The sequence below is a fragment of the Amycolatopsis echigonensis genome (assembly GCF_014174495.1).
GTDB lineage: Bacteria > Actinomycetota > Actinomycetes > Mycobacteriales > Pseudonocardiaceae > Amycolatopsis > Amycolatopsis echigonensis.
Window position 1 is genome coordinate 1 of sequence record NZ_JACJHR010000056.1, and the last position, 12,103, is coordinate 12,103.

The window sequence follows — 12,103 nt, forward strand, 5'->3', positions numbered from 1 at the left end:
CACCCCCAGACCGTCAGCACACTCAGCTTCGGGGTGCCCCACGCAACCCCGGGGCGCAATGTCGCCGCCAGGCGACGAGCCGAAAGGACCCCAAGCACAACCCCCGCAACAGCTCCGCTGCTCGAGACCCGAACTCCCCCAACGCGTCAAACCGAGACGCAACCCCCTTGGGCACCCCCGCGCTGCCGCTCGTGAAACGACCCACCGATCTCCTCACACCTCCACAAGGCACCGGTTCCTCATACGCGGCAAAGAGCACCGGCCCCACCGAAAGCACCCGAGCCCCAGCGCCCGCACAGCCACCTGCGCGGCCCACCCCTCCGGCGCGCGCCGCAGCGAATCCAGCAACCCCTGGGGAAATGCCATGACACCGTCCTCCCGTCCGGCCAGCCGACCCCGACTGACCCGGCAACAGGTACCGGAGAGATCTCAGAATCCCCTCAACGCATGCCGCTCAGCGGGAACACGCGCCGCCAGCACGCCGCCCAGCGCCACCACCGTGACCAACCCGGCCGTCGCGGCAAGCGTCCAGAAATCCGGCCGCACGATCGACTGTCCGCGCATGGCCTGCCAAGCAGTAATCGCGATGACCCCCGCGTAACCAACCGCACCGGTCCACACCAGCCGACGGCGCACGAGTTCGTTCGACAGCGCCGGATACCGCCGAGACAACGCGACCAATGCGAGCGCCAGAAGCGGCAACGCCTGAATCGCATGGATCCCCACGAAATGCGGGATCCGCAGATCCCCGCCGACCGTGCTCCAGCCCAGCAGCGGCAACCCCGGCCCGCCGTCCTCGAGACCGACCGTGTGGCCGCCGATCATCGACGGCGTCCCGCCGCTGTCCAGCACCCGCTGCTGCGCCGGACTGGCCGAGAACATCATCAGCGCCAGACCCATTCCGCCCGCCGCAAGCCCTGTTCCCCACCGCAGCGCGGAGGTCAGCGCGCGATCCGGGAGCTTTTGGAACAGCAGCAGGACGACCACCGCCGCGGTCGCGCCCCACGCGGTGAACGCACCGGTGGCCAGGATGTTGCCGATCGTCACGTCGGCGGCCGTCTCGTGGTTGAAGTGCAGCGGACGGTCCTGGACGAGCACCTGCCACACCAGCAGCGCCATGTCCGTGCCCATGCCGACCGCGAACGCCGTGCCCATCCACCAGCCGGCCCGGCGGCCACGCTTCACCAGCGACAACAGCCACGCCAGCGTCGGCGCGTACAACGCCACCGAAACCGCGAATTTGAACGGTTTAGCCCAAAGCGGCGCGTTGACGAGCGTGCGATCATCCAGCAGCAGCCCGAACACGCACGCGACCGCCAGCAGCACCATCGCCCCGGCCAGCACTCCGAGCGGGCGGTGCAGCCGGAACAGTCGCAATCCCCAGGAAGCCATGCGGCCAGCCTGGCCGCACGCGGGGAGACGAGCACTGGCGTAGTCCCCCGTCTCGAGGGTAGGGCGCGCCCCACCTGTGGGTAATAGTGCCGTCAAAGCGACCGGCAGTTGTGCCGTTTGACCGGACCGGCTCTTTTTCTAGCGTGACATTCACACCGCGCGGCCCGCCGCGCACCGGGATTTTCCACGAGAGGGAAGGAGGTGGCCCGTCAGATGTCCAGTCCGGGATTCCAGGCAGATTCCGCTGCCATGACGCGCGCCGTCCAGGGCTTCGAGGAAACCGCTTCGAACGCGAAGACGACGATGGCCAGCTTGGAATCCGAGCTGACCGAAACGCTGCGGAACTACAAGGGCGACCAGGCGGTCGCCTTCTGGGACCTGCAGCGCAGGCTTCAGGAGAAGATGGGCGCCGCCGTCCGGGAGCTCGACACCATGTCGCAGCTCGTGCACACCAGCCACGCGAACTACAACGCGGGCGACGCCGACGTGCACCAGAGCTTCCAGAGCGTCAGCCACACCGTCGAGGGCAACGTGATCCCTCGCCTCAACCCCTGAGAGAGGACAAGACACCATGGCTGACGTCGTAGAAATCAGCTTCGGGGCCTTGCAGCACAGCTCCGCGTCGCTCGCCGCCAAGGCGAAGGCGCTGACCTCCCAGCTGGAGCAGCTGCACCAGAACCTGCAGCCGATCACCCAGACCTGGTACGCCTCGGGCAGCTCCGCCGGTGAAGCGGCGCGCGCGTCCGAGACCCGGCTCCGCCAGGCGACCGCCGACATCGTCGCGATCATCGCGCAGTTCGGCGCCAAGGTCGGCGACGCGCACGATCTCCAGCACCAGCTGGAGAACCGCAACCAGGGCTTGTTCGCCTGATCCGGCCCCGACGCCGGCCGTCCGGGGCGGGACCACCCCCGCCCGCTCCGGACGGCCGGCTTTCCCGCGTCCTGCCGCACGAGAGGTCACCGGCCGATGCCCGACCAGTCGTACTACGTCCACCTGGAATCGCTGACGGACTTCGTCCGGGAGCTGGAAACCCAGATCCACGCGATGTCCCGGCCGAACGACTTCCTGCGCACCCTCGGGGAGCATCCGCTGCTGTTCGGGGAGTTCGGGGAAGCCGCTTCGCTCGCCGACGCCCACCGCGCCGCGGTCGCCGAAATGCAGGGCCTGCTGGAGCAGGTCCGCGGGGCGATCACGTTCGCGCAGGACGTCACCACCACCGTCGCCGACGGATACGCCCAGGCCGACCAGTCGGTCGCGGGCGACCTGCACCGATCGGGACAGCAGACTGGTCTGCTGGACCCGGTTTTTTCGTTGCTGGGCCTCGATTCTTCAGGGGGTAAGAACGCATGAGCGGCCCTCGCACCAACTTCGCCGGCTACACCCACCAGCAGCTTTACGCGATGCTGCAGGCGGGCGACCCGACCACCGCGCGCGCCGCGGCCGAACAGTGGAATTCGGCCTCGCGCGGGCTGTACGACCAGGCCGAGAACCTGTCGGATCAGCTCACCGACTTCTCCAGCTCGTGGACCGGCGGCGCGGCCGACCAGTACCGGACCATGATGACCGACCTGGTCGGCGGCATCCGCAAGGTCGCCGTCACCGCGCAGGGCATGCGCGACATGCTGGAGGACGCCGCGGACGCGCTGGTCAAAGCGAAGGCCGAGATGCCGCCGCCGGTCGCGGTGCCGGACGTCTCCCCCGCCGACGTCGCGCTGGCGGTCAACCCGCCGCTGCTCCCTCCGGACACCCCGCCGGCCACGATCATCGCCGCGACACAGCAGCGGCAGCAGGCGATCGCCAACGTCGAAGCGCAGCAACAGGCCGCCAACGCCGCCGGGTCCGCACACGCGAAGGCGATCGTCGTCATGAACAACCTCGCGACGAATTACGACACTGCCGAGGATTCGATCCCGGTTTCGCCGAACGCGGCCGCCCCGCCTCCTAAGCAGCTTCCCGGCGGCGGCGCCTCGACCGGCGGCACTGGCGCCGGAAGCATCGGCGCGATCGGCAACAGCCCGGACGGCGGAACCGCGGTCGGCGCCCCGATCGACTCGCACCCGCTGCCCACCGACGGCGGGCAGCTCCCCGGTGCCGAGCCCGGGCAGCCGGGCCAGACCTCGGCGGGCAGCCCGCTCTTCGGCGACATGTTCACCGCCGGTCTCGCGGCCGCGTCCGCCGCCGCGTTCGGCCGCTTCGGCTCGATCATGCCGAAAGTTCCGTCGTGGGCGTCGGGCAAGAACGATAAAAACGACAAGAAAGACCAGGACGGCAAGAAGGGGGACGAGCCGGTCGTCCCTCCGGGCACGAAGCTCGGCGCCGGAGCCGGCCCGGCAGGCGGTGGCGGCGGCGGAATTCCGGTCGGCGGCGGGGAAGCTCCGTCGATCGACGGCGGCGGCATTCCGTCCGGCGGCGGCCTCAGCGGTTCCGGGGAAGCTCCGGCCGCGCACTCCGGGCTCGCCGGGAACGCGCCGTCGAACGTCCTCAGTGGACTCGCGGGCGGTGCCGCCGGTGCGGCGGGCGCGGCGGCCAAGAGCGCCATGCCGATGATGCCCATGATGCCGATGGGTATGGGCGCCGGTGCCGACCTGGGGTCCGGCCGCCGGATTCCGGCGTGGCTCGTCGAAACCGAGAACGTATGGGGCCAGCAAGCTCCGGTCGCGCCCTCGGTCATCGGCGAAGAGCCGGCCGACCAGCCGTGACCGACGGCTACCGGGTCGTCCCGGCGAAACTCGCGACCGCGGCGTCCGGATTGGACGGTCGTGCCGGTGCGCTCCGGACCGTGCAGCAGGCCGTGGCGGGCGAACGCGTGCCCGCCACGGCCTTCGGCCAGGTGTCCGCGTCGTCCGGATGCGCCGCCGGGCTGGCGAAAACGCTCAGTGCGCTAGCCGCGGACGTCGACCAGCGCATCGTGCGCGCCCAAGTCCTTCGCGACGGCCTCACCGCGTCGTCGGCGGGTTACCGGCGCGCTGACGAGCAGGTCGCGGCGATGTACCGTTCGCTCCTGCCCGAAGATCCGGTGCCGTCAGCCGGAAAATCCGCCAGCAGCGGCGGATGGGCCGGGACCATCGCGGCCAACCGGACGAAGGTTTCCGACGCGCTCGCCGCCGAACGGACCCGCCTGGCCGGGCTGTCCGATCCGGACGCCGTCGCCCGCTCGAAGCGGCGGATCGCGTTGTACCAAAGCATTCTCGACGACCACCGGCAGATCCTGCGGTTCGATCCGTCCGGCAACGGCCGGATCGCCGAACTGGTCGGCTCGATCCAGCCGGGCACACGCAATGTCGGGCTGTTCGTGCCCGGTGTGCACACCCGGATGGACACCTTTCAGTCCTACGCCGACCTCGGCCGCAGCCTCGTCGCCGCCGACCCGAGCGGCCGGACCGCGATGGTCGTGTGGGCCGACGGGGTGTTCCCGCAGAACGTCACCACCGAGGGCGCCGAAGCCAGCTACGCGCAGACGATGGCCCCGAACCTCAAGGCGTTCGGCGACGAACTCCGCGTCCAGGTCGACGCCCAGACCGGCGGCGCGGCCACGATCACCGCGATCGGCCACAGCTACGGCGGCGCCACCGTCGGGCTCGCTGACCAGCAAGGCTTGCCAGTGGACCGGGTGCTGCACGTAGAGTCGGCGGGCATGGGACACGGCGTATGGAGCCCCGCGGACCTGCCGCCGAGCCAGGCCGGCGTGCAGCGGTACTCGATGACCGCACCGCTGGACCCAATCATCCTCGCCCAGGGCAACGCCGGTGCGCTGGAATGGACCGGCATCGGCCACGGGGCCGACCCGGACACCTTCCCGGGCGTCACCGAACTCACCACCGGCCACGACGCCGCGGGCGACGTGCAGTGGGGCCTGTCCTCGCACAGCGGCGTGCTCAAACCGGGTTCGGATTCATGGGAGAACATCTACGGCGTGCTGACCGGCGGCCACGTCACCGAGGCACCCGTGCCGGTTCCGGCGGTGCTGCCGTGATCACGCGCGAGTTGAAGGACCTGGCCGCCGAGCTGACGAACGTCATCGACAGTGTCGCTGCCGCGTTCGGCCGGCGCGCACTGCCCACAGTGGACGGTGAGCTGGACTGCGATCCCGCGCAGCCGGGGCATTTGGTGTGCTGGCAGTACGGCGTCCGGATGGAAGACAGCCCGGCCGCATTGCGAGTGCTGGGCGAAGCTGTGCGTCCGACGCTGGAAGCGGCGGGCTGGGAATCGTATGACCGCAGCACTTACCGGGAAGTGATCGCGCGCTTTTCCCGCGACGGCGCGGATTTCAGCGTGCACATCGCCCGCGACGGACGCGGCGTGGCGATCATCGGCTCGACCCGCCTCGTGCGCACTAATCCCGGTTAGAACCGCGATCGCCGCTCACGAGACCTCACCCCCGGAACCGCGAGGGCCGCCACCCGCGCCGTCGTCCCCTCCGGAACGCCGCCACGCCAATCCCGGCCGCAGCAGCCACCGCGACCCCGCCCACCGCGACGACCCCGGCCGCCACATCCGACGTCGGCCGAGCTTGCGCCGCAGCGGGAACCACCTCGGGCAGCTCAGACCGCACCGCCGCCGCGCTCGGACCGGGCGCGTTGGCTGGCAATGCCGAAGACACCGCGGCGTAAGCGTCGACCATTCCCCAGCCCCGGCGCGGATCGTGTGCCCCGGACGGCGGGCGGGAAGCGGTGAGCAGCAACCGGTTCACCACCTGCTCGCCCTTCAGGTCCGGATGCGCCGAGCGAACCAGCGCGGCCACCCCGGCGACATACGCCGCGGCCAGGCCCGGGTCGGTGATCGGCCACCGGTGCGCGACCGCGCCCCCGCCGCCCGCCGACGTGCTCACCAGATTCGCGCCCGGCGCGGCGATTCCGAGGTAATCCCCGGCTTCGGTCTGGACCGGCGCGCCGGATTCGTCCGTCGAGCCGACCGCGACCACGCCCGCCGACGCCGTCGGATAAGTATGCGCCCCTTGCTGAGCGGCCGCCGCGGCCGAAATCACCACGGCCCCGCGCGCCTTCGCGTGGTCGAGCGCCGCGCCGAGCGCCGGGCTGTCCGAACCCGCCGGTACCGCCACGAGAATCACTCCCGCGCCGCGGTCGACCGCCGTGTCGATCGCGCCCGCCAATGCGCCCGGATCGCCGCCGCCGTCCGAGGAAGAGCCGTTGCTTTCGGTGTAGCGCAAGGGAAGCAGCTTCACCCCGGGCGCGACGCCGGTGAAGGTGGTCTCGTTCGCCGGCTGCGCGCCGACGATGCCCGCGGCGATCGTGCCGCGGCCGTCGCAGTCGGAATCCGCGGTGCCCGCGCCGCCGAGCACCTGTCCCGGCCCGAATTGCGCGTTCTGCTTGTCGACGCCGGTGCCGATCACCGCGACGGTCTGGCCCTCGCCCCTGGTCAGCGCCCACAGCCGCGGCGGGTTGACCAGCCGTTGCCCCCAGGACACCGGCCCGGTGTACGGACCGGACGGATTCGCGCACGAAGCCGCTCCGGCCGAGGTCGCCGTGACGGGCACGCCGAGCGCCACGAGCGCGGCCACCGCTCCGGCGGCAATTCCCCGCACCGCGGCCCCCTCCCCTTGTCCGACAAGGAGATTCTAGTGGAGAGCGGGCCGCGGCGACAGGGTTAACGCAGGTCCATCCCGAGATCCAGCGCGGGCGAGGAATGCGTGAGCCCGCCCACCGAGAGATAGTCCACACCGGACTCGGCGTACGCCCGCGCGCGGTCGAGCGTCAGCCCGCCGGAGCACTCCAGCCGCGTCTTCGGCGACAGCTCGTCCCGCCGCACGACCGCCTTCACGCACTCCTCCGGGGTGAAGTTGTCCAGCAGCACCTCGTCCGCCGCGGCGGCCAGTGCCTCGTCCAGCTGGGCCAGATCGTCTACCTCAACCTCGCACGGCAGCTGCGGCGCGTGTTGCCTCGCCGCAGCGAGAGCCGCGGTGACCGAGCCGGCCGCGACCACGTGGTTGTCCTTGATCAGCACCGCGTCGCCAAGGCCCATCCGGTGGTTCACGCCGCCTCCGCACCGCACGGCGTACTTCTCCAGCAGCCGCAACCCCGGCGTGGTCTTGCGCGAATCCCGTACCGAGGCACCGGTTCCCTCGAGCGCGGACACCCACGCCGCGGTCGCCGTCGCCACTCCGGACAGGTGGCACAACAAGTTCAACGCCGTACGCTCCGCCGTGAGCAGCCCGCGCACCGGACCGCGCAGCACGAGCACCGGCTGCCCCGCGACCGCGGGCGAACCGTCCTCGCGGATCGAGACGACCTCGTAGTCGTCACCGAGCACCTCGTCGAAAACGGCCAGCGCCACCGGGATCCCCGCCACGACACCGGCGACGCGCGGCGTCAGCTCCGCCACCGCACGGGCGTCCGCCGGGACCGTGGACGCCGTCGTGGCGTCCGGCCCGTACCGCAAATCCTCTTCCAGCGCGGTGGTCACGACGCGCCGCACGTCGGCGACGTCCAGCCCGTCCACCACCAGTGCCTGGACAACTGCTTCGGAGAATTCCCCGCTCATGCCACTCCTTCCAGCGACGCCGCCTCGACCAGCACTGGCTGTCCCGACGGGCTCAGCCGGATCAGCTGGCTCCGCCGCAGCCCTTCGTCCCGCTCCGGGAAGTCCGTCCGCACGTGACATCCCCGCGATTCCGTCCGCCGCTCCGCCGCGGCGAGCAACGCCTGTGCCACCACGGTGAGCGCCGCGTCCTCAACCGCGCGGTGCGTCCACAACGGACTGTCCTTTGTCGACAAATCGAGCACCGATCCGGCGGCGGCGAGCCCGTCCGCGTCCCGGCCGATCGCCGCGTACCGGCTCATGACCCGTTGCAGCGCATCACGTTCCGCCGTCGGCGCGACTGTCCTTGCCGGAATCCGGCCGCGCGAAGGATCCGGCAGCAACCCAGCGGCCAGATCCGCGGCGACCGCCTCAGCGGTCCGCTGCCCCACGACCAAACCTTCGAGAAGACTGTTGGACGCCAGCCGGTTCGCCCCGTGCAGCCCGGTCCTAGCCACCTCGCCCGCCGCGTACAGTCCGCGCACGGTCGAGCGTCCGTCCACAGTGGCCACCACGCCGCCGCACGCGAAGTGCGCCGCCGGAGTCACCGGGATCGCGTCCACCGCCGGGTCGATCCCGAGCACCGCGCACGCCGCGTGCACCGTCGGGAACCGCTTCGCGAAGCCCGGAATGCCAGTGGCGTCAAGGAAAACGTGATCGTCGATGCCACCGGGAGCCAAGGCCTGCCTCCGGGTGATCGCCGCCGCGACGACGTCACGGGGAGCCAGATCGCCGAGCGGATGCACCCCGGCCATCACCGACGCGCCCGCACCGTCCACGAGCGTCGCACCCTCGCCGCGGACCGCCTCCGTGACGAGCGGACACCGTCCGCGCGCGCCCGGCGTGTACAGCACAGTCGGGTGGAACTGCACGAACTCGATGTCGGCCACCGCCGCGCCGGCGCGCAACGCGAGCGCCAGCCCGTCACCGGTCGCGATCTCCGGGTTGGAGGTCGCCTGGTACAGCTGCCCGAACCCGCCGCTGGCCAGCACCACCGCGGACGCGCGCACGACGCCCGGGACGCCGTTGCGGTCGAGCACCGTCACTCCGGCCACCTCGCCCGCGGCCGTGCGCAGCGCATCGACCGCGATGTGGTGCTCCAGAACTGGAATCCGCCGCTCACCAGCCTGCGCGACCAATGCGCGCTCGACTTCGGCACCGGTCGCGTCGCCGCCCGCGTGGATCACCCGGAACGCACTGTGCCCGCCCTCGCGAGCGCGCGACAGCCCACCCGAGCCGTGGTCGAACACCGCACCGTTGTGCCGCAGCTCGGTGACAGCGGCCGGACCACCGCTAACGATCGACCTCACGGCGTCCTCGTCGCAGAGCCCGGCTCCCGCGGTGAGCGTGTCAGCCGTGTGCTTCTCGACCGTGTCGCCCTCGTCGCGCTCACCGTCGAGCACCACGGCCACGCCGCCCTGCGCCCACCGGGTGTTGCCGTCGGCGACCGCCGCCTTCGTTACGACCAGCACGTGCAGCCCCAGTTCACGGGCCCGCAGCGCCGCGGACAGCCCCGCCACGCCGCTGCCGATCACCACGACGTCGGCCCGTGCCTCCCAGCGCGGATCTGGTGAGGTTTTCGCCTGATCGGCGTTAACTAGGCCGCTCATTCCCCACCGCCAGGCTGCCCGATTTCGATCATCCGCTGCACCGACGCGCGGGCCCGCGAGGCCGTCTGCGGGTCGACGTGGACCTCGTCCGCGCCCTCGGTGAGGCTCCGCAGCAGCGCGGCCGGGGTGATCATCTTCATGTACCGGCACGACGCCCGGTCGTTCACCGCGCGGAAGTCGATCTCCGGCGCGGCCTTGCGCAGCTGGTGGATCATGCCGATCTCGGTGGCCACGAGCACCGAGGTCGCCTTGGTGTCGCGCGCCGCGTGGACCATGTCGCCGGTGGAGAGGATCTTGACCCGCTCCGGGGCCACCGCGCCCTCGCCGGCCAGGTAAAGCGCCGACGTCGCGCAGCCGCATTCGGGGTGGATGAACAGGTCGGCGTCCGGGTTCTCCTCAGCCTGCGCGGCCAGCTCAGCCCCGTTGATGCCGGCGTGCACGTGGCACTCCCCGGCCCAGACGTGCATGTTCTCGCGCCCGGTCACGCGCTTGACGTGCGCGCCGAGGAACTGGTCCGGCAGGAAGAGAACTTCCTGGTCAGCCGGGATGGACGCGACCACGTCGACCGCGTTCGACGACGTGCAGCAGATGTCCGTCTCGGCCTTGACCTCGGCCGTCGTGTTCACGTACGAGACGACCACCGCGCCCGGGTGCTCGGACTTCCACTCGCGCAGCTGGGCGCCGGTGATGGAGTCGGCGAGCGAGCAGCCGGCCCGTGCGTCCGGGATCAGCACCGTCTTCTCCGGGGCCAGGATCTTCGCGGTCTCGGCCATGAAGTGCACGCCGCAGAAGACGATGGTGGACGCGTCGCTGCTGGCCGCGATGCGGCTGAGCGCCAGCGAGTCGCCGGTGAAGTCCGCGATGTCCTGGATCTCCGGGACCTGGTAGTTGTGCGCGAGCAGCACCGCGTCGCGTTTGCGGGCGAGCTCCCGCACGCGGGCCGCCCAGTCCGCGTCCGCCTCGACCCCGCCGTAGGGAGTCAGGTCCTGGTCAAGCGTGGTGGTCATGTCTTCGGCCCTCTCGACTTTCGCCGGCCTGGCGAACCGGATCGACCCCGGTTCCGCCCCATCCGGTTTTCGCCTTATAATCGAAAACCGTGCGAAGCCATCTTAACACCCGAGCCCCCCTAGCCCACGAGGTTCTGGCGGCAGTCCTTCAAGTGCGCTCGGACACACTGCGCGTGCTGCTGTGGCGCCGAGCGCTCGATCCGCACCTCGGCCGCTGGTCGCTTCCCGGCGGCCGGCTGCGCCCCGACGAGGACGTCGAGACGTCGATCCGGCGCCAGCTCGCGGAGAAGGTGGACGTGCGCCAGCTGAAGCACGTGGAGCAGCTCGCCGTGTTCAGCGCACCCGACCGCGTCCCCGGTCCGCGGGTCGTGGCCACCGCGTTCCTCGGCCTGGTCCCCTCCGACGTCGACCCGGCGGTCCCCGAAGACACCGAGTGGCACGACGTGGACGCCCTGCCGCGCACCGCGTTCGACCACGAGGCGATCGTGCTGCGCGCCCGCGACCGGTTGCGGTCGAAATTGAGCTACACCAACCTGGGTTTCGCACTGGCCCCCGAGGAATTCACCATCTCCGCGTTAAGGGGGCTGTACTCCGCCGCACTCGGCTACAAGGTGTCCGCGACAAATCTTCAACGGGTACTTCAGCGACGTGGTTTGCTCATCCCCACCGGACACACCGCCGCCCCCGGCCGCACCGGCGGACGACCTGCGGCGCTGTTTTCTTTCGCCGCGAAAGACATGCACATCACCGACCCTTTCGCCGTCCTGAAGCCCCCGCCGCGACGGTAAACACGAACTGCGCCGGGGCTCGGCAGCCCGTACCGTGGACGCGTGACCGAGCCAGAGCAATGCCCCAGCGGAACGGCGACACTGCCGTTGTTCCCGCTGCAAACGGTGCTGCTCCCCGGTACGCACCTGCCGCTGCACATCTTCGAACCGCGCTACCGGCAGCTGACCGCGGACCTGGTCACCGGCACCGTCCCGGAGCACGAGTTCGGCGTGGTCGCCCTGCGCGCGCCACTCGTTCGCGAGGTCAGTGGTCTGGACCATGTGTACAGCGTGGGCTGCAGCACGATCCTGCGCGAAGCGAAACGCCTCCCCGACGGCCGCTACGACGTAGTCACGCGCGCCGCCCGCCGCTTCCGCCTGCGCGAACTGCACCGAGCGTCCGCGCCCTACCTGATGGGCGTGGTCGACTGGCTCCCTGACGGCCCAGTCCCCGCCACAGCGGTATCGACAGCCCGCCGACTAGCCGAAGTAGCCCGAAGCGCCCACCAGCGATACTGCGAAGCCGCCTGGCACGCAGACGACTGGCACCCCCCACACGACGACGCCGACCTGGGCGAACTCGCCTACCAGCTAGCCGCAGACTGCCTGCTCCCGCTGGAAGACCGGCAACTGCTGCTGGAGGAAACGCACCCGCTTCGCCGCCTGCGCATAGTCTGCCGCCTGCTCACCCGAGAAGCCGGTTTCCTGGAAACCCTGGGCGCGGTGCCGCTGCCGCCGACCGAACTGGCGACCTTCAGCAAGCCCGCAGACCTGAACTAGCCGCCCGCCTGG

Annotated in this window: 13 protein-coding genes; 8 read left to right on the top strand and 5 right to left on the bottom strand. The window is 70.9% G+C overall.

Annotation, left to right across the window (positions count from 1 at the left end):
* Positions 1 to 429: 429 nt before the first annotated feature.
* Complete coding sequence (locus H5411_RS30970) at positions 430 to 1,392, bottom strand: hypothetical protein (protein ID WP_183125870.1); 963 nt, start codon at positions 1,390 to 1,392, stop codon at positions 430 to 432.
* A gap of 213 nt (positions 1,393 to 1,605) precedes the next feature.
* Here H5411_RS30970 and H5411_RS30975 point away from each other — a divergent pair, with 213 nt between their 5' ends.
* The 6 genes from H5411_RS30975 (at position 1,606) to H5411_RS31000 (ending at position 5,740) form a co-directional block, all read left to right on the top strand.
* Complete coding sequence (locus H5411_RS30975) at positions 1,606 to 1,947, top strand: WXG100 family type VII secretion target (RefSeq protein ID WP_101434972.1); 342 nt, start codon at positions 1,606 to 1,608, stop codon at positions 1,945 to 1,947.
* Between the two features lie 16 nt (positions 1,948 to 1,963).
* Positions 1,964 to 2,263 (top strand): hypothetical protein, encoded by a 300-nt coding sequence (locus tag H5411_RS30980; protein WP_020657677.1) that lies wholly within the window; start codon positions 1,964 to 1,966, stop codon positions 2,261 to 2,263.
* Positions 2,264 to 2,359: 96 nt separating this feature from the next.
* Positions 2,360 to 2,743 carry a hypothetical protein gene (locus H5411_RS30985; protein ID WP_101434973.1) on the top strand — a complete coding sequence of 128 codons (384 nt, stop codon included), beginning with the start codon at positions 2,360 to 2,362 and terminating at the stop codon, positions 2,741 to 2,743.
* Positions 2,740 to 4,092: a WXG100 family type VII secretion target gene (locus tag H5411_RS30990; RefSeq protein WP_101434974.1), complete on the top strand. Its 1,353-nt coding sequence runs from the start codon at positions 2,740 to 2,742 to the stop codon at positions 4,090 to 4,092. Before H5411_RS30985 ends, H5411_RS30990 begins: the two co-directional genes overlap by 4 nt.
* A complete protein-coding gene (locus H5411_RS30995) occupies positions 4,089 to 5,366 on the top strand; it encodes an alpha/beta hydrolase (RefSeq protein WP_183125871.1) in 1,278 nt (425 codons plus the stop codon). Before H5411_RS30990 ends, H5411_RS30995 begins: the two co-directional genes overlap by 4 nt.
* Entirely contained in the window at positions 5,363 to 5,740 is a 378-nt protein-coding gene (locus H5411_RS31000) for a hypothetical protein (RefSeq protein ID WP_183125872.1), read from the top strand. Before H5411_RS30995 ends, H5411_RS31000 begins: the two co-directional genes overlap by 4 nt.
* A 25-nt stretch (positions 5,741 to 5,765) precedes the next feature.
* Here the strand turns inward: H5411_RS31000 and H5411_RS31005 are convergent, their stop codons facing one another.
* The 4 genes from H5411_RS31005 to nadA form a co-directional block, all read right to left on the bottom strand.
* Positions 5,766 to 6,935 (bottom strand): S8 family serine peptidase, encoded by a 1,170-nt coding sequence (locus H5411_RS31005; protein ID WP_183125873.1) that lies wholly within the window; start codon positions 6,933 to 6,935, stop codon positions 5,766 to 5,768.
* Between the two features lie 62 nt (positions 6,936 to 6,997).
* A complete protein-coding gene (nadC, locus tag H5411_RS31010; protein ID WP_101434977.1) occupies positions 6,998 to 7,891 on the bottom strand; it encodes a carboxylating nicotinate-nucleotide diphosphorylase in 894 nt (297 codons plus the stop codon).
* Entirely contained in the window at positions 7,888 to 9,537 is a 1,650-nt protein-coding gene (locus tag H5411_RS31015) for an L-aspartate oxidase (protein ID WP_183125874.1), read from the bottom strand. Before H5411_RS31015 ends, nadC begins: the two co-directional genes overlap by 4 nt.
* Positions 9,534 to 10,544 carry a quinolinate synthase NadA gene (nadA, locus tag H5411_RS31020; protein WP_183125875.1) on the bottom strand — a complete coding sequence of 337 codons (1,011 nt, stop codon included), beginning with the start codon at positions 10,542 to 10,544 and terminating at the stop codon, positions 9,534 to 9,536. Before nadA ends, H5411_RS31015 begins: the two co-directional genes overlap by 4 nt.
* A 134-nt stretch (positions 10,545 to 10,678) precedes the next feature.
* Here nadA and H5411_RS31025 point away from each other — a divergent pair, with 134 nt between their 5' ends.
* Together H5411_RS31025 and H5411_RS31030 are read left to right on the top strand one after the other, a co-directional pair.
* The gene (locus H5411_RS31025; RefSeq protein WP_220817736.1) at positions 10,679 to 11,332 is read left to right on the top strand and encodes an NUDIX hydrolase; all 654 of its coding nucleotides are present in this window, start codon (positions 10,679 to 10,681) and stop codon (positions 11,330 to 11,332) included.
* Between the two features lie 42 nt (positions 11,333 to 11,374).
* Entirely contained in the window at positions 11,375 to 12,091 is a 717-nt protein-coding gene (locus H5411_RS31030; RefSeq protein ID WP_183125876.1) for an LON peptidase substrate-binding domain-containing protein, read from the top strand.
* The last annotated feature ends 12 nt before the right edge of the window (positions 12,092 to 12,103 follow it).